The sequence below is a fragment of the Pseudoclavibacter sp. JSM 162008 genome (assembly GCF_041366455.1).
Taxonomy (GTDB): Bacteria; Actinomycetota; Actinomycetes; order Actinomycetales; family Microbacteriaceae; genus Pseudoclavibacter.
The window spans coordinates 33,295-57,177 of the sequence record NZ_JBEWYX010000007.1 but is presented as its reverse complement, the minus strand read 5'-3'; the positions used below and the strand labels follow the sequence as shown (position 1 = coordinate 57,177).

The window sequence follows — 23,883 nt, the reverse complement described above, 5'->3', positions numbered from 1 at the left end:
GCCCCTGAAGCGAGCCGGGACCAGCGGCTGCGCGGGCTACACCGGCAGCAGCACCGACAGCGTGAAGCTCCACACGCAGATGAAGGCGAGCATCCCGAGGCTGTAGCCGATGGACGTGCGCAGTATCTCGCCCTCCCGCCCTGAGAGCCCGACGGCACCGGCCGCGATCGCGATGGACTGCGGTGAGATGACCTTCGCGGTCGTGCCGCCCGCCGTGTTCGCGGCGACAAGCAGTTCGGGCGAGACGCCGATGCGTCCCGCCGTCGCGACCTGCAGGGGCCCGAAGAGGGTGTTGTTGTTGACGACGGACCCCGTGAGGAACACGCCGAGCCACCCGATGATGGGTGCGAGAAGCGGGAAGACGGGGCCGACGGCGGCGAGGGCGCTGCCGATGCTGGCCGACCCGCCGGAGTAGTTGGCGATGTTCGCGAGCACGAGGATGAGCGCGATCAGGACGAGCGCCTGCCAGAGCTCGCGGAAGGTTGCGACGAGCTCGTGCCAGAGGTCGGCTGCCCTGAGGCTCGGCGTCGTGAGGAACGACACGATGACGGCGAGCAGGATGGCGGTGCCGGTGGCGCTGATGGGCGCGAAGTCCCAGGTGCTGGCGACGGGGTCGCCGCTCGGGAGAGCGATGTGGCCGGTGAGTCCCGGGATGGGGAACTTGATGACCGCGGCGGCGAGGGGACCGTCGGCGCCGAAGAGCTGCTTGAAGGCGGGGATGCTCCACACCAGGATGAGGGCGGTGAGGATGTAGAAGGGGCTCCAGGCGACGGCGATCTCGCGGACGCTGTGTCGCTCGACGGCGGGTGCCGCTTCCCCGCTCTCGCGGAAGATGCGCTTCGGCTGCCACACCCGGCCGAAGGCGAAGAGGGCGAGCATGGCGGCGAGGCCGGAGCCGAGGTCGGCCAGCTCAGGGCCGAGGAACCAGAGGACGCTGGCCTGCACCCCGCTGAAGACGACGCTGACCAGGAGGGTCGCCGGCCAGGTCTCGCGGAGTCCGCGCCATCCGTCGAGGATGATGACGAGCAGGAACGGGACGAGGAACGTGAGGGGCTGCAGGAGCAGCATCATGGTGCGGGACATCTCGAGCACTTCGACGCCAGCGACCTGCGCGCCCACGATGACCGGGATGCCGATGGCCCCGTAGGCGCCGGCGGCGACGTTCGCGACGAGCGACAGCATGGCGGCTTTCACGGGCTTGAAGCCGAGCTGCACGAGCAGGGCGGCACAGATCGCGATGGGCACGCCGAAGCCTGCCGCGCCTTCGAGGAACGCGCCGAAGGCGAAGCTGATGAGCAGCACCTGGATGCGCTGGTCGGGTGAGATGCCGGAGATGGATGCGCGGATCACGTCGAAGCGTCCGCTGGCGACGGCGAGGCGGTAGAGCCACACGGCCATGACGATGATGTAGGCGATGGGCCAGATGGCGGTGAGGATGCCGAGGAGTCCGGACCCTGCGACGGCGGTGCCCGGCATCCCGAACGCGATCAGGGCGACGATGATCTCGGCGACGACGGCGATGCTGGCCGCGAGGATGCCCTTCATTTTGAGCGCCGTGAGGCAGATGAGGAAGATGGCGATGGGGATCACGGCGACCAGCGCCGACAGCCACGGGTTCCCGAACGGGTCGATGTCCTGCATCCACAGTTCTTTAGTGACCACGGGAGGCTCCGTTCGCTGCGGGGCGGAGCGCATCGGGGAGAGCGCGCTCAGCTCTGCTCGTCACAGTAGCGGGCGCGGGTGCCGGCATGCGAGCGTTTCTCTCCAACACTCGCTTAGTAACACTTCCCGCGAGAAGTGTTACTAAGCTCGGAGGATGATGACATCGGCAGGGAATCCATCTGAGCGGATGCTCGCCGTCCCCGCGGCCAGTTCATCGCTGCACAGTTGGCGACCCGCTGATCCCCGATTGTTCTCCCGCTCTGAGGTGAAGCGCCAGACCGGCACGTATTCGTCGGCGGTACCTGCACAGCTCTCGAACTGGTCACCGTCGCTCACCGGCGAGCTCGGCGCCGACCTCGAGGATGCGACGAGAGCTCTCAGCGACTTCGACCGCCGCCCCGCGCTGGTGCTGGGCACGGGAAGCGCAGCACTCGGGCCGATGTCGGCCATCCTGCTTCGGACGGAGAGCGCGTCCAGCTCGCAGATCGAGAACCTCACCGTGAGCGCCAAGCAGCTCGCGCTGGCTGAGATCGGGGCCGGTTCCTCCTCGAACTCGCGAACGGTCATCGGCAACGTTCGTGCAATGGAAGCCGCAGTCGCGCTGACGGAGCGTCTGTCCGTCTCGGCCATCCTGTCCATGCACCGTGAGCTGCTCGCGCACCAGCCAGGCATGGAAGAGCATGCCGGTCAGCTCCGCGGGGAACTCGTCTGGATCGGGAAGGGGAATGCGGGTCCACGCGATGCCGACTTCGTCGCCCCCCAACCCGACATCATCACCTCGGCGCTCGCCGATCTGCTAGCGTTCGCGGATCGCGTGGACCTGCCGGCCATGCTGCAGATCGCTGTCGCGCACGCGCAGTTCGAGACGATCCATCCGTTCATTGATGGGAACGGACGAACGGGACGTGCCCTCGTGCAGATCATGCTGCGCGCCAGCGGCATCGCCTCGCACACCACCGTGCCGCTTTCCGCAGGGCTGCTGACCGACCTCGATCGCTACTTCGATGCCCTCGGTGCATTCAGGGCCGGGGACGCCGAGCCGATCGTGCGTACCTTCGCGGGGGCCGCGAGGTTCGCGGCAGCAGCAGGTGGGGACCTCGTGGATGCGCTGCGGTCGGCACTCGACGAATCACGCGAGCTCCTCGCGGGCGTGCGCCCCCAGGCGACCGGGCTGCGGCTGCTGCCGTTGCTCATCGGTCAGCCCATCGTCGATTCGGCCTTCGTGCAGCGTGCCCTCGCCGTCGATGTCGTGACCGCGAATCGCGCGCTGTCTCTGCTGACGGAACGCGGCGTCATCACGGAGCAGACCGGCAGGCGCCGAGGGAAGGTGTGGCAGCACTCGGGGATCCTCGAAGCCCTGGAGGACTTCACGGCGGACGTCCGACGCGCCCGTCGGTGATCTCCGCGCTGCATTCACCGGTTCTGTTGACGCGGCTGCGGGAGACTGCTCGCATGACGCGCATCGTGCCGGTTCTCGGCGACATCACTCTGCAGGAGGTCGACGCGGTGGTGAACGCCGCCAACAACGGCATGCGCGGAGGTGGCGGCGTCGACGGAGCCATCCACCGCGCGGGCGGGCCCGCCGTGCTGCGCGACTGCATCGCCCGCTTCCCCGACGGCCTCGCCACGGGGGACGCCGGATACACGACGGCTGGCGACCTGCCGGCCCGGTGGGTCATCCACACGGTTGGGCCTGACTACGGTTCGGGCCAGCGCGACCGGTCGCTGCTCACCTCGTGCTACCGGCGCTCGCTCGAGGTCGCCGACGAGTTGGGCGCGACGACGCTCGCGTTCCCGCTCATCAGCGCTGGCATCTACGCGTGGCCGCTCGACGACGCGATCGCCGCGGCCGTCGACACCATCGCCGAATCGGGAACCCGCGTCGATGAGGTACGCCTCGTGGCACGCGACCCGCAGATCTTCGCGAATGTCGAGCGCGCGCTCAGCGCTCGAGGCCTCGGCGCCTGAGTCCCGCCAGCCCGCCGACCTAGAACTCGACCGCCTGCGCCATCCGCTCCCCTGCGACCTCGACCCAGTGCAGGGTCTCCTCCATGGCGCGTTGCCCCGAGCCGGCGAGCTCCGACAGCGACAGGATACTGACCCCGGCGAGCGCCAGGGTCTCGCGCTGCTCCGCGTCGAGCCCGACCCGCCCTGCGATCACTCCGAAGCGCGCGCCCTCCTCTTCCGCGAGCGCGCGGACGAGCGACGGCACCTTGCCCGCCTCGGACTGCGCGTCGAAGCTGCCCTCCCCCGTGATGACGAGGTCCGCGCCGCGCACCAGTGAAGGCAGACCGATCGCGTCAGCGACGGCGACGGCCCCCGCCGAGATCTCGCCGCCGATGGCGAGCACCCCGAACCCCGTCCCGCCGGCCGCTCCAGCACCCGGCCGAGCCGTGAGCGCGGCCACATCCCCGCTTGTCTCCGGCGCCCCGCCGAGCACCTCGGCAAGACGAGCGAGCCCCGCCTCGAGCGTCGGCACGTCATCGGCGGATGCGCCCTTCTGCGGTCCGAAGACGGACGCTGCCCCCAGCTCGCCGAACAGCGGATTCACGACGTCCGTCAGCGCGACGACGCCGTCGACGGGGAGCGGCGCGAGGCCGGACACGTCCAGCGTCTCGAGCGCGTGCAGCCCGCCGTTTCCCGGAGGGATGACCGCCCCGGCACCATCGAGCAGTCGAACGCCGAGCCCCGCGAGGAGGCCAGCCCCGCCGTCCGTCGACGCGCTGCTGCCCAGCCCGACCAGCACGCGCCTCGCGCCGTGCTCGGTCGCGTACCGGATGGCCTGACCGAGCCCGACGGTCGACGCGCGGAAGCAGGAGTCCCGGTCGACCCGCTCGAGGAGGGCGATCCCGCTCGTCTCGGCGAGCTCGACCACCCACGTGCCGTCGGGCAGCTCGACGAGCGCAGCATCCACCGGGTCGCCGAGCGGCCCCTCGACCGGCACGACGACAACTCGCGCCCCAGGCACCGAACCTGCGATCGCAGCCGTCGTGCCCTCACCCCCGTCAGCCATCGGCACCTCGACGCACTCGTCATCCGGCCTCGCGCGCTGCCAACCACGCCTGATCGCCGCGGCGACCTCCGCCGCCGAAGCGGTGCCCTTGAACGAGTCCGGTGCGATGACGATTCGACGCTGCATGCCGCCAATCTACCGAGGAGCCCAGCGCGAGGAAAGCGTTTCCCACTAGGCTCCTTCTCGTCAGAGTGGCGCGCAACGCTGCACGCCGGGGAGGAGACCCGTGAGTCGGCACGGAAATCACGTCACGCTCGGGGAGGTCGCGCAGGCTGCGGGCGTCTCCATCGCCACGGCCTCGCGCGCCATCAACGGCAGCGCTGGCAGGCGCGTGAACGAGGAGATCCGCAAGCGCGTCCAGGAGACCGCGGATCGACTCGGCTACTCACCGAACCTCAGCGCGCAGGCCGTCGCACGCGGTGCTTCCTCGACCATCGCCGTCGTCGTCAGCGACATCGCCGACCCCTACTTCAGCGCCATCGCCGCAGGCGTCATGCGCGGAGCTGAGGAAGCGAACCTCATCGTGACGATCGCCGCGGCCGAGCGCAGCGTCACGAATGAACTCGAGATCGTGCGAACTCTGCGCGGGCAGCGCCCCCGCGCCATCATCCTGACCGGCTCGCGTCGCATCGACGACCCCCAGCAGTCGGCGCTCGAAGAGCAGCTGCTCGCCTACGCGGCTTCCGGCGGGAGGGTCGTGCTGGTCGCCCAGGCTCCGTCGCCGTTCGACGTCGTCGAGCTTCGCAACCGGGCAGGCGCGCAGGAACTCGCCCGCCAGCTCGTCGGGCAGGGCGGACGCGAGTTCGGGATCATCACGGGCCCGCTCGACCTGCTCACGAACCGCGACCGCGTGGATGGGTTCCGTGCGGGCCTCGACGAGGCGGACCTCAGCGTCGACGACGACGCCGTCATCTCGGCGGCCTTCACGCGCGATGGCGGCTACGAGGCCCTTCGCACGCTCCTCTCCCGGTTTCCGGACACCGACACGATCTTCGCGACCAGCGATCTCATGGCCACCGGCGTCCTCACCGCGCTCCGGGACCTCGGCCGGGAACCGGGTCGGGATGTGTCGGTCGCGGGCTTCGACGACATCGCGCTCGTCCGCGACGTCACGCCCCCGCTGACCACCGTCGTCGCGCCGTTGAGCGACATGGGCTATCGCGCGGTTCGGCTCGCTCTCGCCGAACGCGGTGAGGACGGGCCGGTCGTGCTCCCCGTCAACACGGGCGTCGTCATCCGGGAGAGCACGCCGCGGCGCAGCTGACGGCAGCATGCTCCGACGTTCGATCTTGTTCGTTCTGCTTGTCTCGGTAAGCGCTTTCCAATACGCTGATCAGAGCCTCAACGCCGAGGCTCAGACGAGAGGATGAATATGACCACGGACAAGCTCGGGATCATCGTCAATGGCGCGACGGGGCGCATGGGCTACCGCCAGCACCTCGTCCGCTCGCTGCTGGCGCTTCGCGACGAAGGCGGCATCCCGCTCTCGGACGGGACACGCCGCCCGATCGAGCTCTACCTGGTTGCCCGCAACGAGGAACGACTTCGCGAGCTGGCAGCGAAGCACGGCATCGAGAAGTACACGACCGACCTCGACGTGGCGCTCGCCGACGACGACTTCCCCGTCTACTTCGACGCCCTCATCACCCGCCTGCGGGTGCCCGCGATCCGCAAGGCCATCGCGGCCGGCAAGGCCATCTACACCGAGAAGCCGACCGCCGAGAGCTACGCGGATGCGCTGGCGCTCGCCGAGGAGGCCGAAGCCGCTGGCATCAAGAACGGCGTGGTGCACGACAAGCTCTACCTGCCGGGCCTCCTGAAGCTGCGCCGCCTCATCGAGAGCGGCTTCTTCGGCGAGATCCTCTCGGTGCGCGGCGAATTCGGCTACTGGGTCTTCGAGGGCGACTGGCAGCCGTCGCAGCGCCCGAGCTGGAACTACCGCTCCGAAGACGGCGGCGGGATCGTCGTCGACATGTTCCCGCATTGGAACTACGTCATCGAGAACCTCTTCGGTGAGATCTCGTCCGTCTACGCAGAGACGCGCACGCACATCCCGGAGCGCGTCGACGAGTCAGGAAAGCGCTACACGGCCACCGCCGATGACGCCGCCTACGCGATCTTCGACCTCGCCGACGGCCCGATCGTGCAGTTCAACTCGAGCTGGACGGTGCGCGTCAACCGTGACGAGCTCGTCGAGATCCACGTCGACGGCACGCACGGCAGCGCCGTCGTCGGCCTGTTCGGCGCGAAGGTGCAGCCGCGGAATGTGACGCCGAAGCCCACCTGGAACCCCGATCTGCGCGATGAGCACGACTACTCAGCCGATTGGATCGAGGTGCCGCAGAACGATGCCGTCGACAACGGCTTCAAGCTGCAGTGGATCGAGTTCCTCCGCTACGTGCTCGACGACGGCACGCACGACTACGACTTCCGCTCAGGCGCCAAGGGCATGCTGCTCGCCGAGGCCACTCTCGAGTCGAACGCCTCGGGCCGCCGGGTGTCGCTGGCTGATCAGGGTGGCGCAAAGTGACCACGACGCAGCTGATCGACGGGATGCGCCAAGCGACCGGCACCCGCCTCGCACTGCTGTCCCCCGAAGGCTCCGCGTCACGCGTCGGGTTGCTCGAGGCACCGGAGTTCCAGCGACCTGTGGGTCCGCTCCGCTCGCGCGAGCTCTATGCGGCGGCACACGTCATCCCGCGGGTGACGGCGGACAACGTGCCGGGCGCGCCGGCCGACATCGACTGGGATGCGACGCTCGGCTACCGCAGGCAGCTGTGGTCGTGGGGGCTCGGCGTCGCGGACGCCATGGACACGGCGCAGCGCAACATGGGTCTCGACGCCGCCGCGACGCGCGAGCTCATCGCCCGAAGCGCAGCGGCAGCGAACGAGGCCGGTGGCAGCGTCGCCGTCGGCGTCAACACGGATTCCCGCACCGAGGAGGTGCTGACGCTCGACGAGATCGAGCGCGCGTACCTGGAGCAGCTGGAGTTCGCGGAGGCACAGGGCGCGCTTCCCGTCATCATGGCGAGCCGGCACCTCGCACGCGCGGCGCAATCCCCCGCCGATTACCTCCGCGTCTACAACCGCGTGCTCGGAGCAGTCTCGTCGAAGGCGGTGCTGCACTGGCTCGGCACCGCCTTCGACCCGTCCCTGCGCGGCTACTTCGGGGCCGACGCCTGGCAGCAGGCGTCCGACACTGTCATCGCCCTCATCGAGGAGCACGCCGACAAGGTCAGCGGCATCAAGATGAGCCTGCTGGACGCTGACGCCGAACGGGCCGTGCGCGCCCGGCTGCCTGAGGGCGTCACGATGTTCACCGGCGACGACTTCAACTACGTCGAGCTCATCGAGGACGACGCCAGGGGCATCCACTCGGACGCCCTTCTCGGGGCCTTCAGCGTGCTCGCGCCGAACGCCTCCGCCGCCGTGCAGGCGCTCGACGCGGGTGACCCCGCGGAGTTCCGGCGCATCCTCGAGCCCACCCAGGAGCTCTCGCGTCAGGTGTTCGCGGCACCCACGTTCTACTACAAGACGGGCGTCGCGTTCCTGAGCTGGCTCAACGGGCATCAGGATGCGTTCCAGATGGTGGGCGGCCTGCACGCGGCCCGCAGCCTCCCGCACCTCTCCCGCATCGTGGAACTCGCGAACGCGTCCGGGGCTCTCGAACGCCCCGAGCTCGCCGCCGACCGCTGGCACTCGATGCTGCGCCTCAACGGAGTCGACGCGTGAGCCCGCATCCACGCCTGTCGATCAACCAGGCCACCATCAAGCACGCCTCGCTCCGCGACGCCATCGATGCGACCGTCCGCCAGGGCGTGCAGAGCATCGGGCTCTGGCGTGAGCCGGTCGCCGAGGCCGGCCTCGCCGAGTCGGCGCGCATGCTCGCCGACTCGGGGCTGCGCTTCTCGAGCCACTGCCGCGGGGGGTTCGCGACGATGACGGAGGGCCCCGAGCGACGAGCAGCGCTCGACGACAACCGCCGGGCCATCGACGAGACGGCGACCCTCGCGGCCGCCGGCGCCGAAGGGTCATCGGCGTCGCTCATCATCGTCGCGGGCGGCATCCCCGAGGGCAGCCGCGACCTCGCCGGCGCCCGAGGCCGCCTCGAGGAAGCCATCGCCGAGCTGGCCCCCGAGGCGCACGCCGCCGGTGTGACGCTCGTGCTCGAGCCGCTGCACCCGATGTACACGTCCGACCGCGCGGTGCTCTCGACGCTCAAGCAGGCGCTCGACCTCGCCGACCGCGTCGGCAGTCCCGCTGTCGGCGTGGTCATCGATTCCTTCCACGTCTGGTGGGATCCGGAGGCCGAGGAGCAGATCGCGCGCGCCGGTCGCGCCGGGCGCATCGCGTCCTACCAGGTGTGCGACTGGGCGACGCCTCTGCCCGCTGACGTGCTGCTGAGCCGGCACCTCCCGGGTGCGGGCGTGATCGACTTCGCGCAGCTCACGGCGTGGGTGAACGCTGCCGGCTACAGCGGCGACGTGGAGGTCGAGGTCTTCAACGCCGAGCTGTGGGCGAAGGGCTACGACGAGGCCGTCTCAGACACGGTGGCAGCGTTCGACGCGCACGTCGGCACCCACCTCGCTGTGCCCGTCCACGGCTGAACCGCCACACCGCGAGACCGCAGAGCGCCTGCCCCAACCGGGGCAGGCGCTCTGCTGTGTCCGTTCCGATCTGCTTCTCTGCGTCCTGACCGCTCGTGCCGCCGCAATCGAGTCGGGCGAGAGACTCCTCGCGCGCGAAGAGGCCCGCCCACTGTGGGGTGAGCGGGCCTGGCGCGTGGCTGCCGCCGGTTCGGGGGCTGTCAGTCACCACCCATGGGGCTGCCGAGCAGCTCCCGGATGCGGCCGGCGACCTTGTGGAACCGCGGGTCCTCGAGGGTCGGCTCGTACTCGCGCTCGCGAGGAAGATCGACGTCGAACTCCTGGATGATCGTGCCGGGACGCGGCCCCATGAGGACGACCCTGCTCGCGAGGTAGACCGCCTCAGGCACGGAGTGCGTGACGAGGAGCACGGTCAGGTCGGTCTGCGCCCAGAGGCGCTGGAGCTCGACGTTGAGGTGCTCCCTCGTGAGCGCATCCAACGCTCCGAAGGGCTCGTCCATGAGGAGCACATCGGGGTCATGCAGCAGAGCGCGGCAGAGCGAGACACGCTGCTGCATGCCGCCGGATAGCTCGTGCGGGAGCGCTTTGGCGAAGTCGGAGAGGCTCGTGAGCTCCAGGAGCTCGTCGCAGCGCTTGGACGCCGCGGCCTTGTCGAGGTTTCGCATCTCGGCCTGCAGCATGATGTTGCCGCGCACGTCGCGCCACGGCAGCAGCGCCGGGCGCTGGAACACGAATCCGACGTCCTGTCTCGGCGAGGTGACGCGGGAGCCGCGAAGCTCGATGGTGCCCTCGGTCGGGATCGTGAGCCCGGCGACGGCTCGGAGGAGCGTCGACTTGCCGCATCCGGATGGCCCGACGATGGAGACGAACTCGCCCTTGCGGACGTGCAGGTCGACGTCGCGGAGCGCCTGCACGCTGCGGCGCTTCGTCTCGAAGCGGATGCCGACGTCGTCGATGCCGAGGAGGTAGTCCTGGCTGCCGCCCGTCGAGGCGGGGGCGGTGCGCTCGTTGATCGTCATGCTCATTCTGCCGCTCCGCTTGGCTCGAAGCTGGCGTCGAAGTACTCCTCGACAGGCTTGGCCTCGTCGATGAGCCCCGCGGTGGAGAGGACGTCGATGGTCGCCTCCCAGTCGGCGGTCGTGTTGACGCCGGGGGCGTTGCCGTCGCTCTCTGGCGAGGTGAGCAGCGGGATGGTGTTGTTCCACTGCTCGATGAGCACCTCGGCGGCGGGCATCTGCGGGTCCTTGCCATCCATCGCGGCGACCGCGTCTTCTGGGGCCTCAGTGGCGGCCGCGTACGCCTCGGACGTGGCCGCGACCATGTTCTCGACGAGATCGGGGTCGCTCTCGATGAGGTCGGTGTTGGCGATGAGGCCGTTGCTGAAGAAGTTCAGGCCGACATCGGAGTACTTGAGGTAGGTGACATCCTTGCCGCTCTGGGCCGCGATGGTCGGGCCCTGGTCGTGCGCGAAGCCGATGAGGCCGTCGACCTGCTCGTTGATCATGGCCGCCATCTTCCCGGCGGCGTCGAGGTTCTGCTGCGTGACGTCGCCTTCTTCAAGGCCGGCGGCTTCGAGGAAGAGCGGGAAGGTCGTCGTCGGCGCGTCACCGGCCGAGGTCGCGATCGTCTCCCCCTTGAGGTCGGCCGGCGTCGTGATCCCGGAGTCGGTGAACACCTGCACTGCGGACGGGGTGGTCTGGAGGAAGACGCCGACGCTGCGGATGCTCACGCCCTTGTCGATGTTCGCGAGCACGGCGGGTGTGTCGGCCCAGCCGAAGTCGACCTGCCCCTGGCCGACGGCCTGTGCCGTCTTCGTCGACCCTTGACCTGCCTGGATCGTGAGGTTGATGCCGTGCTCTTCGAAGATGCCCTGCTCGACCCCGTAGTAGAACGGCGCGTGCTCGCCGTACGGGTACCAGTTGAGCATGAGGGTCACGTCGGTGAGGCCACCTTCGCCTCCTGCGTCACCTCCTCCGGCCGCGGGCTCGGTGGATGCGTTGCCCGAGCAGGCGGTCAGCAGCAAGGCGCTGGCGGCGACGGCGGCGACGAGCCCGGTGCGGATTGTCTTCTTTGACATGAGGGGCCTTTCGTAGTTCGGTACGGGGTCTTGGGTGGGTGGACGCTGAAGCGCGGGGCGCGGGTCAGCTCTCGAGGTTGCGGCGTGAGGCGTGCCAGGGCACCAGGAAGCGCTCGGCGACGAGGATGACGGCGAAGAGCAGTATGCCGAGCAGCGACATGATGATGAGGGCTGCGAAGAGCATGGCCGTGTCGACGTTGCCGTTTGCCTGCAGGATGACGTAGCCGAGGCCCGCGTTGGCGCCGACGAACTCGCCGACCACGGCACCGGTGACGGCGAGGGTCGCGGCGACCTTCATCCCGGAGAGCAGTTCCGGGAGGGCGGCCGGGAAGCGCACCTTCACGAAGGTCTTCCACCGCGAGGCGCCCATGGTGCTCGTGAGTTCCAGGATCTCCGGGTCGATCGTACGGAGCCCGCTGATGCCGGCGATCACGATGGGGAAGAACGCCATGAGCACGGCGACGAGGATCTTGGGCTCCGGTCCGAACCCCATCCACACGATGAAGAGCGGGGCGATGGCGATCTTGGGGATGACCTGCGCGAAGAGGATGAGCGGGTAGAAGGTGCGCTCGAGGGTGCGCGAGTAGACCATGATGACGGCCACGGCGATGCCGAGGACCACGGAGAGTGCGAAGCCGATGACGGTCTCGACCGTGGTCACCCACGTGTTGTCCCAGAGGTACTGCGGGTTGTCGGTGAACGCCGCGAGCGTGTCGGCCGGCGAGGGCAGGATGTAGGAGGCGACGGTTCCGGTCTCGGTCACGGCCCACCAGGCCGCGAAGGCGACGATCAGGAAGATGGCCGGGTAGGTGTAGCCGGAGAGCCCCTTGGCGATGGAGCGTCGTCTGACGGGAGGGGGCGTCTGCACGTCACTCGGCGAGCCGATGACCGGGGTGTTGGTGGTAGAGCTCGTCATGCGGAGCTCCTTACAGCGTTGTAAGAGTTGGATTCGGGTGAGGGAGCGACTGGCGGTAACCGCTTTCCCGATGGCTCAAACATAACGCGTAATGATCCGCGAGACAACCGTCAGTGATGCAGGGAGCGCTTTCCGTGGCGGTGGGCCCCGGGGTTCCCGAACGCATCCGCGTGGCGCGGGTCTTCCCAGCCACCACCCGAGCGCGGTTCGTAGCCTCGATGGCATGAGCGCTTACGACTACCTGATCATCGGCGGCGGAATGGTGGCGGATGCGGCGGCCCGCGGCATCCGGGAACGAGACGAGGCGGGGACCATCGGCATCCTCAGCGCCGACGTCGACGAACCCTACGCGCGGCCCGCGCTGTCGAAGAAGCTCTGGGTCGACCCCGACTTCACCTGGGACCAGACGCCGCTCGGCACGAGCGAGGCGACAGGCGCGGAGATCACGCTCGGGACCCTCGTGACCGGCATCGATCGTGCAGCGAAGACGGTGACGACGGGCGGCGGTGAGACCATCACCTACGGAAGGCTGCTGATCGCGACCGGTTCGAAGCCCGTCGAGGTGGCCGCACCCGAGAGCGACCGCATCTTCTTCTTCCGCTCGGCGAGCGACTACCGACGCCTCCGCGCGCTGGCGGCCCATGGCTCGCACGCCATCGTCGTCGGCGGGGGCTACATCGGCACCGAGATGGCCGCCGCCCTCGCCCAGAACGACGTCGAGGTCGACCTGGTGTTCCCCGACGACGTGCTCGGCGCGTCGACCTTCCCGCCCGCCCTCGCGTCGCGATTCCAGGAGCTCTACGTCGAGCACGGCGTCGGCCTCATCCCGGGCCGCCGCGTCGAGACGGTGCGCGACGAGGTGCGCGCCGACTTCGAGGTGGCCGCGGATGCGCACACGCTCGAGGATGCTTCCGCGCAGGCCGCGGACGGGGTCGCGGCGGAAGCCGCCGCCTCCGAGGTGCGAGCATCGCCGACCGCCACCACGGGTGTCACGGTCGTCTTCGACAACGGCGCTGAGACGGAGGCCGACTTCGTGGTGTTCGGGCTGGGTGTGACCCCCGTCGTCGACCTCGCGGAGGAGGCAGGCCTCGTCGTGGACGAGGGCGGCGTGGTCGTCGACGAGCAGCTGCGCACCAGCGACCCATTCATCTGGGCGGCCGGCGACATCGCCGTCTACCCCGACCCTGTGCTCGGGCAGACGCGCGTCGAGCACGTCGACAACGCCACCGAGATGGGCACCGCCGTAGGCCGCTCGATGGCAGGCGCCACTGACCCCTACTCGCACACCCCGTACTTCTACTCGATGGTCTTCGGCACGCGGTGGGAGGCGGTCGGCACGCTCGATCCCGACCTCGACGTGCTCGAGGCGGAACTGCCCGAAGCGGGCGAGTCCGACGCGAGCCGCGTCTTCTACTACCGCGACGACTCGGGTGCCCCGCTTGGCGTGCTGCTCTGGGACGTCGGCGAGGATGAGGCACTGCGCGACGCCGCGCGCGCGGTCATCGACGAGGGCGTGACGTCGACGGAAGCACTGCGCACGCGCATCCGCTGACCACCTGACGCACGGAGGCGGGGCGAGGTCACCAGTCGGCGACCCCGCCCCGCCTCGCGCGGTAGCAGACGTCGGTAACGTGGTCGGCAACCTCCCCGTCACCTGCCATCGACCTCGTGTCACCGGCCGGTTGCTCGCGAGTCATACGGTTCCCCGGGTCCCCCACATGCTCCCGGAGGTGCATTCCCCCATGCCACGCCACCACGTCAGGGCCCCGCTCGCGGCGCTGACCACCGCCTGCGTCGCGGCCGCCGTCCTCACGATGGCCCCCGCCGCGTCCGCCGCCGTCTCAGGCCGGCTGCCAGCGGCGCCCGTCTCGTCGCCCGCAGACGCGGGCCAGTCCGCCATCATCGTCACCGAGATCGTCGCGAACAACGTCGGCGATGACAACTTCGAGTACTTCGAAGTGCACAACACGTCGGCGGCCCCCGTCGACCTCGCGGCCGAGGGCTACTCGTTCGCGTACTCGTACGTCGACTCGGACGACCGGTCGCGAGACGTCCCCCTCAGCGTCGAGGAGCCGCTTGTCCTCGCGCCAGGCGAGACCGCCGTGCTCTGGCTCAGCTACACGAGCGCGAACGGGGCCGTCGACTCGTCGGCCCGCACCGTCGACGAGTTCCGCGACCACCACGGGGTGGATGCGGGCGTCCAGGTCGCGCGCGTGACCGGCCAGGCCGGCATGGCGAACGGTGGCGACCGCGGCATCCGCGTGCTCCGCGGCGAGGCGCTGACCTCGTGGTCGCACGCACCCAAGGACTCCATGGGCGAGGACCTCGCCGTGCACTTCCGGGTGCCTGAGGAAGCCTCGAAGCTGAGCCTCGACGTCTTCGGGCAGCAGGCCGAGCGCTCCCCCGGCGTGGTCGTGCCGGAAGCGCTCCAGCCCGGCGCGCCCGAGGACGGCGAGGAGGAACCCGCCGAGCCGGAACCCACCGAGCCGACACCCACGGAGCCGACGCCCACGCTCCCACCAGAACCGGGCTTCGACCCGCAGCCGGACGCGAGCGTCGTGACGTCGCCGCTGCAGATCACCGAGCTGCTCCCCGACTCGAGCAACGTCGGCACGGGCGACGGCTACGAGTTCATCGAGGTGTACAACGCGTCGAGCGAGGCGATCGGCTTCGGCGACTATGCCCTCACCTACCTGTACCCGGACAGCGGCACGTCCGCGCTCTGGCCCGCGACCCCGGCGGAGGTCAGCATCCCCGCCGGCGAGACCCTCGTGCTGTGGGTGAAGAACGGCCAGAACGACGACCTCGGCGATGCCGAGTTCAACGCCACGTTCGGCACCGAGCTGACGCTCGGCGAGAACCTCGTCGAGGTCTTCTCCGGCGGCATGGCGAACAGCGGAGCCCGCGGCATGGAGATCGCCACCAACACGGGGCACACCGTCAACCAGGCGTTCTACAACGTGACCCCCGGCACCGATGACACGCAGGCGGATCAGGGCATCCGCTACACGACGTCGGCCGCGGACCTCACGAAGCAGGACCTGCTCGGCCTCGCCCCGGCGACCCCGGGCTCGGTGCAGGCCGACCAGGTGCCGGCCGGGCTCACGATCGTGCCGGCGGATGCGACGCCGCCCACCATCGAGGACCGCACCGCGGCCGAGATCGACCCGGCCGCCGACTTCGAGCTGCGCTTCGCGGCGAGCGACGAGACGCAGCTGCGCACCGTCGCCGTCGAGCTCCGCAACGACGTCGACGCGACCCCGGTGCAGCTGAACCTGACGGACGCGGGCGACGGCATGTTCACGACCTCGGTGAACGTCGCCGACCTGACGGGCAAGAGCTGGTACGAGTACACGGTCACGGTCTCGGACGGCACCAACCGTGTCGTCACGGAGCCGCGGCGGGTGCAGGTGGCCGGCGCGAGCTCGGCCCCCGTGCGGTTGAACGTCGACGAAGGCCAGTACGTGGGCGGCACCACGACGATCGCCGCCGCGGGTGACCAGTACCCGAGCCCGATCGAGCTGTCGATCGGCGGGCAGCGGCAGCAGACGTCGCCGTCGCTTGAGGGGGCTCCCGTCTTCGCCTTCGAGGCGACCGGGGTCGACTACTACTTCAAGAACGGCGTGCGAGTGGGCGACGACGTGCTCACGATCTTCGACCAGGGCATCTACGAGGGGTCGGAGACCATCGTCACGCCCGTGCCGCTCGAGTACACGAAGCTCGGCGACGAGCTCGTGGTGAGCATCTGGGCCGGCTCGAAGAAGGCGCCGGAAATCGACGAGGCCGAGAACAACGACGACTTCACGGTCTGGGACCTGCGCCTCGTGCTGCCCGACGGCCGCACCCTGCGCCCCATCGGCTACGACGACCCAGCTCTGCGCCTGGCCATGGGCGACAGCGCCGGGAAGTACGACTTCTACGACGCGCGCTTCGCCCTGCCGGACGACGCGTTCGCCGCGGCCTCGACGCAGTGGGACACGACGAGCACGGCGGATGGCCCGGTCGAGATCTCGGCGACCGACGGCACCGACGGCACCGACGGCACCGACAGCGTGACCAGGCAGGTGCTGGTCGACAACACCGCCCCCACCGTCTCCTCCGAGCTCCGCGACGGCGGCGAGTACCAGGGCGAGTTCGTCATCGACGCCCAGGTGAGCGACGCCGGGTCCGGGGTCCGCGAGGTCACCGCGACCCTCGACGGCGCGCCGATCGAGCTGCCGCACACCACCTCCTCGGTGACGCTGCCCGCGGGCGGCCACGAGGTCGAGGTGACGGCGACGGATGCGCTCGGCAACGCCGAGACGTGGCGCACCGGGTTCACGACCCCCGAGGAGCACCCCTCCTCGTCGTCGATCTGGCCAGCCGAGGGAGCCGAGGTCGAGGCGGGCGGCGTGGAGCTGCAGGCCAAGGTCGAGGACCCGACCGGTGACGCGCTCGACGTGACGTTCCTCGAGGGTCGCCGGGCGGACCTCGCTGATGGCGGCGTCACGACGGCAGCTGGAACCGTGAACGACGCGGCCAGCGTCGACCGCGACCCGACGAGCATCCCGACCGGGCAGTCCCTCGAGCAGCTCGCGAGCGTCGATGGCCTGACCGCCGAGGTGACCTCGAACGCCGAGTTCCCGTATCAGCTCTTCGACGTCGCGCTGCGGGACGGCGAGCAGGATGCGCAGGTGCGCGTCAGCTGGGACGGCACCGCGAACGCCGACGGCACCGTCATCCTCTCCGCCCTGCGAGTGGACGGGAGCGGCTGGGACGAGGTGACCCGGCACACCGCATCCGCCGACGACGAGAAGATCTCCCTCGAAGGCACCGTGGCTGCGGCCTCGTACGCCCGCGACGGGAGCGTGCAGGTGCTCGTGCAGCACTCGGAGGGCTTCGCCGGAGAGAACCTCAGCGACCGCACGACGCCCGTGACCCCCAACAACGAGGCGGACACGCCCCGCTCGGAGTACGACTTCACGCTCGCCTGGGAGTCGGACACGCAGTACTACAACGAGAACACGATGGAGGGCGAGCCGTACAAGCACCAGCAGGCGATGCACTCCTACCTGCTGGAGCAGCGCGAGGAGCTGAACCTGCAGTACCTGTTCCACACGGGCGACATCATCGACGACTACGACCAGCGCTACCAGTGGGAGAACGCCGACCCCGAGTACCAGCGCCTCGACGACGCCGGCCTGCCGTACGGCGTGCTGGCCGGGAACCACGACGTGGGCAACGACCTCGAGGACTACTCGTACTACGGCGAGTACTTCGGCGAGGAGCGCTTCGCGGGCAAACCCTGGTACGGCGGCTCCTACGAGGACAACCGCGGCCACTTCGACCTGGTGTCGGCTGGCGGCATCGACTTCCTCATGCTCTACACGGGATGGCTGCCGAACGACGACAGCATCGCGTGGATGAACGAGGTGCTCGCCGAGCACCCCGACCGGGTCGCGGTGATCGCGCAGCACGAGTTCATGCTGACGACCGGCGGTCTCGGTGAGATCCCCCAGCGCGTCATGGATGAGGTCGTCGCGCCGAACCCGAACGTCAAGATGGTCATCTCGGGGCACTACCACGACGCGTTCACGCGGGTCGACGAGTTCGACGACAACGGCGACGGAACCCCGGACCGCAAGGTGCACTCGATGCTCTTCGACTACCAGGGCCTGCCGGAGGGCGGCCTCGGCTTCCTGCGCCTCATGCACTTCGACAACGAGGGCGAGCGCATGATCGTGCGCACCTACTCGCCGTCGCTGGATGTGCACAACTCGGACGACCCGAGCCTCGCGGATGCGCCGCAGGAGTTCGAGCTTGCCTACGCGGACCTGGGGATCGAACCCGGCGAGCGGACGCTCGGCACGGATTCCTTCGCCGCGGAGATCCTCACGGGCGACGAGATCGCGTCGTTCCAGGACGTGGCGAGCGGCACCACCCTCACGGCCAGCTGGGCGGATGCGCCCCTCGGCGAGCTCGGCTGGTACGTGCGCACCGCGGACCCGTTCGGTGCGGTGAGCCTGTCGCGGGTGTCCGAGCTGACGGTCATCGAAGCGACGGGGCCCGGAGAGACGCCGGGGCCGAGCGAGCCCGGCGTGCCAGGTGAACCAGGTGAGACGTCTGCTCCGGGAGGCCCCTCCGAGACGGAGGGACCATCGGATCCTGAGCAGAGCGACTCCCCTGATGGCTCTGGTGAGGCTGACGGCACGGGTGAGGCGCACGGCCCGGATGCATCCGAAGCCGCTGGCGACGAGCTCGCTGCGACGGGCGCCGACGGATCGACGCTGGCCTGGGTCCTCGGGGCGCTCGCGCTCCTCGCAGGAGGCGCCGCACTCACGCTCATCCGGCGAGGTCGCGCAGGCAACACCTAGCAGACAGCGTCTCGCTGACAGCGTCTCGCTGACAGCGACGAGCTGGCGCGGAGACTACAACAGACTGCGGGCGGTGGAACCTCTGTTCCACCGCCCGCAGTCTGTCGTTCGGGGCGTGCGACGTGCCGCTGCGCGCCCGTCAGCCGTTCACGGGTCGGCTTGCCCGGCCCTCGGTGAGTGAGCGTGCCAGCTGCGCGAGCTGCAGGGCCGAGCCGAGCGGCAGCGCGTAGAGCAGGAGGCCAGCTTCGGCGCCCGTGAGCGCGAGCACGACCGCGATCCCGATGCTGGCCACGAGGGCGACGCCGAGGTAGGTCGCGGATGCGCGGCGGCTGGCGGCGGCCGGACGGGATCGCGCCACCCACGCTGTCGCGGCGAGCAGGATCAGCGCGAGCACGACCGGACCCGCGAGGAGCGCATCCGCCCACCCTGCCGTGCTGTGCACGGTGGATGCGGCGGCGGTGCCGCCGAAGAAGACCGCTGACGCCGTGACGGCCAGTCGACTGCCGTCTCGCTGCTCAGTGCTGCTGCTCATGAGTGGGACTCCTGTTCGTGGTTGTCGCCTGCGGACGTGGACGCGTTCTCAGCTCACCTGCCTCAGCTGTCGCCGCCGAGGGCCAGGATGATGGCGGAGTTCGCGCCGAGGCCGAGCGCCTTGAGGCCGGAGATGACGAGCGGCTTGTTGGCGTTGATGAGGGTCACGACGACGGGCTTGGCTGCGGCACCGAAGGGGATGCAGCCGATCACGGTCTGCGCGATGAAGTCGACGGGGTCGCCGGACTTGTACGTCGAGTAGGCGCCGTATCCGGCGGAGCCGATGCAGGCCGCGACGACCGCGAACGGGATGAGTGGCAGCGCGGCGCGGCCTTCGACGGCCTCTGCTTCGGCGCTCGCCTCTGCCATGAGCTGCTGGACGCGAGCGTCCTGCTCCTCAGCACTCAGGGAGGCGGTGTATTCGACTTCTGCGGCGAATGCCTCTTGCGAGTAGCCCCCGCTGTCGGCGGCGGTGGCTGCGACGGTGATGGGTGCTTGGGCGGCGTTCGCGGCGGTGCTGCCTGCGACGCCGAGTGCTCCAGCGACGACGATGGATGTGGCCAGGGTGACGGTGTTCTTCAGCTTCATGTTTCCTCCGTGAGTGTGCTCATCGAGTGCATGTTGCGTGAGTGCCGGTTGTGGCCCGACGTCTTCGACCCTATGAGGCTGGGTCTGGGGTCAGTCAAATGGATTCACGGGACACCCAGGATCATGGATGCTTCGTTCAGGAAGCGGCCCGGACACAGGAAAGGCCCGCCGGTGGCGGGCCTTTCCTGTGCTGTCGCGCGAGCTAGTGGCTCGTCGTCACTCGTTGCCGACTGCCGCGTCAGCGCCGTCGCGCATCTTCTGGATGTGCTCGTCGTGCTGGTTGCCGATCGCGGTCTCCGCGTGGTCGCCGGCCGCGTCGAAGGCGTGGTCGGTGAGCTGCTCGCCCTGCTCGCTGTTCGCTGCCTGGGCTGCCTTGTCGCCGATGTTCTCGAACACCATGGTGGTCTCCTTCGCTTCGTCGGATCAACGCGATTGCGTTGCATCGAGTTGAGCATCCGCACGTGGATGCGGGGTGTGCGGGAGCTTGACGTGCGGTCAGACTCGCACGGTGTCCGCTGGTACCGTCCGGTCGTTCTCGGCCCGCTGCGCGGCGAGCTCGAGGCCGCGTTCGGTGGTCGGGAAGCGCGCGGCGGCGGCACGAACCTCGTCGGCGGGGAAGTTCGCGCCGAAGAGCTCGCTGCCCGGCTGCAGCAGGAAGCTCTCGTGCAGGGTGCCGACGCGCACGGGGTCGAAGCCGGCCGCATCCACGAGCGCTGCCGCTGCCGCGAGGTCGGCATCGTCATCACCCGCGATGCCGATCCCCCGCCTGCCGGGGGCACCGGTCGGCCTCGGCCCCTCGTCGAGGTCGTGGTAGCCCATGTGGTTGAACGCCTTCACGACGTGCGAGTCGGAGAGGAGCCGCTGCACGAGCTCGCTCGTCGCCACGGTCGGGTCGTTGAGGTCGTCGCGCACGCCGTCGATCTCCCACCAGTAGTTCATCGCGTCGATGACGAGCTTGCCCCGCAGCTCGTCGAGCGGGAGCGTCTCGCGCGCGCCGAGCGGGAGCGCCTTGCCGAGGGGCAGGGCCAGGATGACGACGTCGGCCGCGGCCGCCACCTCAGCGCTCGTGCCCGTGGTCGCGCCCGGCACGAGGACGTCGATGATGAGGTCGATCTTGCTCGGCGCCCCGGAACCCGAGATGAGTACCCGGTAGCCGCTGCCGATGAGGAGGCGGGCCAGCACGGTGCCGACCTTGCCTGCGCCGAGGATACCGATCGTCGGCAGGGCCTCACTGGGGCGGTTCGGGTCGAGCTGGGCCTTAAACATTGATGGACTCCTTCGCGAGCAGTCGGCGCACTCGGGGTGCGACTTCGGTGCCGAGCAGGCTGATGGTCTGGGCGCGTGCGTCCGTCGGCAGGCCGATGACGTCGTACTTGAGGTCGAAGCGGCTGATGCGCAGGGCTTCCACCATGCGCGCGATCTTCGCGGCGACCGTGTCGGGCGAGCCGACGAAGAGGGCGCCGGATTCGAGCTCCATGAGGTAGCGCTCCTTGGTTGGCGGGTAGAAGCCGCGCTCCTTCCCCATCATCTCGACCATGGGCTTCCACGACTCCCACCAGGTCTCGGCGGCTTCCTCATCCGTCTCCGCGACGAGGCCCAGGGCGTGCTGGCCGACCCGGTTCGCGGGCATCCCGAACTTCTCGAGCGCCCGGTAGTAGAGGTCGACGTGGCCGGCGAAGCGCTCGGGCTGCCCGCCGATGATGGCGAGCATGAGCGGCAGGCCGTAGCGGGCGGCGCGCACGACCGAGTCCGGGCTGCCGCCGACGCCCACCCAGGTGGGGATGCCGCCGGGGCGCATGGTGGGGTGCAGCGTCTGGTTCACGAGCGGCGCGCGCACGCTGCCCGACCAGGTGACCGAGTCGCTGCGCTGCAGCTGCATGAAGAGGTCGAGCTTCTCTTCGAAGAGCTGCTCGTAGTCGGCGATGTCGTAGCCGAAGAGCGGGAACGACTGGGTCTGGGATGCGCGGCCCACGACCATCTGCGCGCGCCCGTTCGAGAGCGCGTCGAGGGTGGAGAACTCGTTGTAGAGGCGAACGGGGTCGTTGGTGCTGAGCACGGTGACGGCAGAGCCGAGGCGGATGCGCTCGGTCGCGGTCGCGATGCCGGCCAGGATGACGGGGGTCGCGGAGTCGACGAAGCCCTCGCGGTAGTGCTCGCCGATGCTGAAGACGTCGAGGCCGACCTGCTCGGCGAGTCGGGCCTCGTCGACGAGGAGGCGAACCGTCTCGGCATCCGACAGGGGCGTGCCGTTGACGTTCGGCACGTCGCCGAACGAGTTGAGGCCGATCTCGAACGGGAACCGGCCTGCGTCCACTGCGCTCATCTGCGTTCCCTGCTGCGTGCTCATGGGTCCTCCAAGTAGTTGACGCGTCAATCATGCGTCAGGGTAGTTGATATGTCAACTACGTGGCATGATGGAGGCATTCCGAACTCTGGAGGCCTCATGAACGCATCGCCGAGAACGCAGATCAGCGCCGAGGAGCTGCGCGTCTGGCGCGGGTTCATCGAGACGACGGGCGTGCTCAACTCCCGCCTCGCGAGCCGCATGCAGAGCGAGTCCGCGCTGTCGACGGGCGACTATGGTGTGCTGCTCGCCTTGCGCGAGGCGCCGGGGCGCTCACTGCGCTCCTCCGAGCTCGCGGCGTCGGTCGGCTGGGAGCGCAGCCGCCTCTCGCATCAGCTCGGCCGCATGGAGAAGCGCGGGCTGCTGCGCCGCGACCCGTGCCCCGAGGACACGCGCGGGTCGGTGGTCAGCCTCACCGAAGAAGGGGCGACAGCCTTCCGCCGCGGCTCGGTCCCGCACCTCAAGGCCGTGCAGGAGCTGTTCCTCGACGCCCTCTCCCCCGAGCAGCTCGCTCAGGTCGAGGCGCTGACGGATGCGCTGCGCGGGCACCTGGGACTCGACGAGTCGGAGGGCGGGTCCGATCTTGGCTGACAACGCCCGCTTCGCGACGGTCGTGGTGATCGGTGCCGGGCAGGCCGGGCTCTCGGCGGGGTTCCACCTGCAGCGGCGGGGCTTCGTGAGTGCCCTGGACGAGCCGGGGGCCGAACGCACCTTCGTGATGCTCGACGCGAACCCCGAGCCGGGTGGCGCGTGGCAGCACCGCTGGGAGTCGCTGACGATGGCGACCGTGAACGGCATCTTCGACCTGCCGACGTTCGCGCGCACGCCCGGCAGTGACGATGAGCCGAGTCGGAATGCGGTGCCTCGGTACTTCGCTGCGTTCGAGCGGGCGCATCCGCTGCCCATCCTGCGGCCGGTTCGGGTGCTCGACGTCTCGCGCGTCGATGCAGACCCCCGCGGTGAGCTGCTCGTGCACACCGATGCGGCTGGGCCATGGCGTGCCGGCGCGATCATCAACGCGACCGGCACCTGGAACAACCCGCTGCTGCCGCGCATCCCGGGCCAGGATTCCTTTCTCGGGCGGCAGCTGCACACGCGTGACTACGTGTCGGCGGAGGAGTTCGCGGGCGCGCGCGTCGCGGTCGTGGGCGGCGGCATCTCAGCCGTGCAGCAGCTGGAGGAGATCTCGCGCACGGCCCAGACGTTCTGGTACACGCGGCGCGAACCGGTGTTCCTGGAGGGCGGCTTCAACCCGGAGGTCGAGGGGCGGACCACGATCGCGAAGGTCATCGCCGACGTCGAGGCGGGCGAGCCGGCGAGCAGCGTCGTCTCCTACACGGGCCTCGGCTGGTCGCCGTACGCGATCGCCGCGCGCGACCGCGGGGCGCTCCAGCGGCGGCCCATGTTCACCGCGATCGAGCCGGACGGGGTGCGCGAGGCCGACGGCACCCTCACCCCGGTGGACGCGATCCTCTGGGCGACTGGGTTCCGCGCCGACCTCGCGCACCTCGACCCACTGGGGCTGCGCAACGAGCGCGGCGGCATCACGATTCGGGGCACGCAGGTCGCCGACGAGCCACGCATCCACCTCATCGGGTTCGGGCCGTCGCAGTCGACGGTCGGCGCGAACCGGGCCGGGCGGGATGCGGTGCGAGCGATCGAGAAGCTGGAACCGCCCAGCCGCCTCAAGTCGCTCCAGCCCTAGCTCCAGTCTCCACAACCCGTTCGGCACCCCGCTGGCGTCGCGCACGCCCGATTTCGAGGTTCTTACACACTCGAAACATGCCGCGTG

The 23,883-nt window shown here is 69.6% G+C and carries 20 protein-coding genes; 10 read left to right on the top strand and 10 right to left on the bottom strand.

From position 1 onward, the window contains the following. Nucleotides 1-36 precede the first annotated feature (36 nt). Nucleotides 37-1,647: an L-lactate permease gene (locus tag ABVF28_RS07675; RefSeq protein WP_371030150.1), complete on the bottom strand. Its 1,611-nt coding sequence runs from the start codon at nucleotides 1,645-1,647 to the stop codon at nucleotides 37-39. Nucleotides 1,648-1,909: 262 nt separating this feature from the next. On the opposite strand from ABVF28_RS07675, the gene ABVF28_RS07670 reads away from it, so the two are divergent. Together ABVF28_RS07670 and ABVF28_RS07665 are read left to right on the top strand one after the other, a co-directional pair. Further along, on the top strand, nucleotides 1,910-3,061 hold the full coding sequence (locus tag ABVF28_RS07670; RefSeq protein ID WP_371030067.1) for a Fic family protein: 1,152 nt from the start codon (nucleotides 1,910-1,912) through the stop codon (nucleotides 3,059-3,061). A 53-nt stretch (nucleotides 3,062-3,114) separates the two neighbouring features. Beyond that, nucleotides 3,115-3,630 carry an O-acetyl-ADP-ribose deacetylase gene (locus ABVF28_RS07665; protein WP_371030066.1) on the top strand — a complete coding sequence of 172 codons (516 nt, stop codon included), beginning with the start codon at nucleotides 3,115-3,117 and terminating at the stop codon, nucleotides 3,628-3,630. A gap of 19 nt (nucleotides 3,631-3,649) precedes the next feature. Here the strand turns inward: ABVF28_RS07665 and ABVF28_RS07660 are convergent, their stop codons facing one another. Next, on the bottom strand, nucleotides 3,650-4,801 hold the full coding sequence (locus tag ABVF28_RS07660) for a glycerate kinase (RefSeq protein ID WP_371030065.1): 1,152 nt from the start codon (nucleotides 4,799-4,801) through the stop codon (nucleotides 3,650-3,652). Nucleotides 4,802-4,901: 100 nt separating this feature from the next. On the opposite strand from ABVF28_RS07660, the gene ABVF28_RS07655 reads away from it, so the two are divergent. The 4 genes from ABVF28_RS07655 (at nucleotide 4,902) to ABVF28_RS07640 (ending at nucleotide 9,282) form a co-directional block, all read left to right on the top strand. Continuing rightward, nucleotides 4,902-5,939, top strand: coding sequence for a LacI family DNA-binding transcriptional regulator (locus ABVF28_RS07655; RefSeq protein WP_371030064.1), 1,038 nt, complete (start codon nucleotides 4,902-4,904; stop codon nucleotides 5,937-5,939). Between the two features lie 108 nt (nucleotides 5,940-6,047). After that, nucleotides 6,048-7,205 (top strand): Gfo/Idh/MocA family protein, encoded by a 1,158-nt coding sequence (locus ABVF28_RS07650; protein WP_371030063.1) that lies wholly within the window; start codon nucleotides 6,048-6,050, stop codon nucleotides 7,203-7,205. Between the two features lie 23 nt (nucleotides 7,206-7,228). Beyond that, complete coding sequence (locus tag ABVF28_RS07645; RefSeq protein WP_371030149.1) at nucleotides 7,229-8,407, top strand: dihydrodipicolinate synthase family protein; 1,179 nt, start codon at nucleotides 7,229-7,231, stop codon at nucleotides 8,405-8,407. Then, entirely contained in the window at nucleotides 8,404-9,282 is an 879-nt protein-coding gene (locus ABVF28_RS07640; RefSeq protein ID WP_371030062.1) for a sugar phosphate isomerase/epimerase family protein, read from the top strand. Before ABVF28_RS07645 ends, ABVF28_RS07640 begins: the two co-directional genes overlap by 4 nt. Nucleotides 9,283-9,482: 200 nt before the next feature. Here ABVF28_RS07640 and ABVF28_RS07635 read toward each other — a convergent pair whose 3' ends face one another. The 3 genes from ABVF28_RS07635 to ABVF28_RS07625 all read right to left on the bottom strand — a co-directional run bounded on the left by ABVF28_RS07635 (nucleotide 9,483) and on the right by ABVF28_RS07625 (nucleotide 12,275). Further along, nucleotides 9,483-10,301 carry an ABC transporter ATP-binding protein gene (locus ABVF28_RS07635; RefSeq protein WP_211891819.1) on the bottom strand — a complete coding sequence of 273 codons (819 nt, stop codon included), beginning with the start codon at nucleotides 10,299-10,301 and terminating at the stop codon, nucleotides 9,483-9,485. A gap of 2 nt (nucleotides 10,302-10,303) precedes the next feature. Beyond that, complete coding sequence (locus ABVF28_RS07630) at nucleotides 10,304-11,359, bottom strand: ABC transporter substrate-binding protein (protein WP_371030061.1); 1,056 nt, start codon at nucleotides 11,357-11,359, stop codon at nucleotides 10,304-10,306. Between the two features lie 64 nt (nucleotides 11,360-11,423). After that, the gene (locus tag ABVF28_RS07625; protein ID WP_371030060.1) at nucleotides 11,424-12,275 is read right to left on the bottom strand and encodes an ABC transporter permease; all 852 of its coding nucleotides are present in this window, start codon (nucleotides 12,273-12,275) and stop codon (nucleotides 11,424-11,426) included. Nucleotides 12,276-12,498: 223 nt separating this feature from the next. Between ABVF28_RS07625 and ABVF28_RS07620 the strand changes: the two genes are divergently transcribed. Together ABVF28_RS07620 and ABVF28_RS07615 are read left to right on the top strand one after the other, a co-directional pair. Further along, the gene (locus tag ABVF28_RS07620; RefSeq protein WP_371030059.1) at nucleotides 12,499-13,827 is read left to right on the top strand and encodes an NAD(P)/FAD-dependent oxidoreductase; all 1,329 of its coding nucleotides are present in this window, start codon (nucleotides 12,499-12,501) and stop codon (nucleotides 13,825-13,827) included. A 190-nt stretch (nucleotides 13,828-14,017) separates the two neighbouring features. Continuing rightward, the gene (locus ABVF28_RS07615; protein ID WP_371030058.1) at nucleotides 14,018-18,628 is read left to right on the top strand and encodes a metallophosphoesterase; all 4,611 of its coding nucleotides are present in this window, start codon (nucleotides 14,018-14,020) and stop codon (nucleotides 18,626-18,628) included. A 139-nt stretch (nucleotides 18,629-18,767) separates the two neighbouring features. On the opposite strand, the gene ABVF28_RS07610 is transcribed toward ABVF28_RS07615, so the two are convergent. The 5 genes from ABVF28_RS07610 to ABVF28_RS07590 form a co-directional block, all read right to left on the bottom strand. Next, nucleotides 18,768-19,160, bottom strand: a complete 393-nt coding sequence (locus ABVF28_RS07610) for a hypothetical protein (protein ID WP_371030057.1) — start codon at nucleotides 19,158-19,160, stop codon at nucleotides 18,768-18,770. Between the two features lie 62 nt (nucleotides 19,161-19,222). Further along, complete coding sequence (locus ABVF28_RS07605) at nucleotides 19,223-19,747, bottom strand: hypothetical protein (protein ID WP_371030056.1); 525 nt, start codon at nucleotides 19,745-19,747, stop codon at nucleotides 19,223-19,225. 216 nt (nucleotides 19,748-19,963) lie between these two features. After that, nucleotides 19,964-20,146: an antitoxin gene (locus ABVF28_RS07600; RefSeq protein WP_104251373.1), complete on the bottom strand. Its 183-nt coding sequence runs from the start codon at nucleotides 20,144-20,146 to the stop codon at nucleotides 19,964-19,966. Nucleotides 20,147-20,242: 96 nt separating this feature from the next. Then, nucleotides 20,243-21,013 (bottom strand): NADPH-dependent F420 reductase, encoded by a 771-nt coding sequence (locus ABVF28_RS07595; protein WP_371030055.1) that lies wholly within the window; start codon nucleotides 21,011-21,013, stop codon nucleotides 20,243-20,245. Continuing rightward, entirely contained in the window at nucleotides 21,006-22,094 is a 1,089-nt protein-coding gene (locus tag ABVF28_RS07590) for an LLM class flavin-dependent oxidoreductase (protein WP_371030054.1), read from the bottom strand. Before ABVF28_RS07590 ends, ABVF28_RS07595 begins: the two co-directional genes overlap by 8 nt. 96 nt (nucleotides 22,095-22,190) lie before the next feature. Between ABVF28_RS07590 and ABVF28_RS07585 the strand changes: the two genes are divergently transcribed. Together ABVF28_RS07585 and ABVF28_RS07580 are read left to right on the top strand one after the other, a co-directional pair. After that, nucleotides 22,191-22,682 (top strand): MarR family winged helix-turn-helix transcriptional regulator, encoded by a 492-nt coding sequence (locus ABVF28_RS07585; RefSeq protein ID WP_371030053.1) that lies wholly within the window; start codon nucleotides 22,191-22,193, stop codon nucleotides 22,680-22,682. Beyond that, the gene (locus ABVF28_RS07580; protein WP_371030052.1) at nucleotides 22,675-23,796 is read left to right on the top strand and encodes an NAD(P)-binding domain-containing protein; all 1,122 of its coding nucleotides are present in this window, start codon (nucleotides 22,675-22,677) and stop codon (nucleotides 23,794-23,796) included. The genes ABVF28_RS07585 and ABVF28_RS07580 overlap by 8 nt, the downstream gene beginning before the upstream one ends. Nucleotides 23,797-23,883 lie beyond the last annotated feature (87 nt).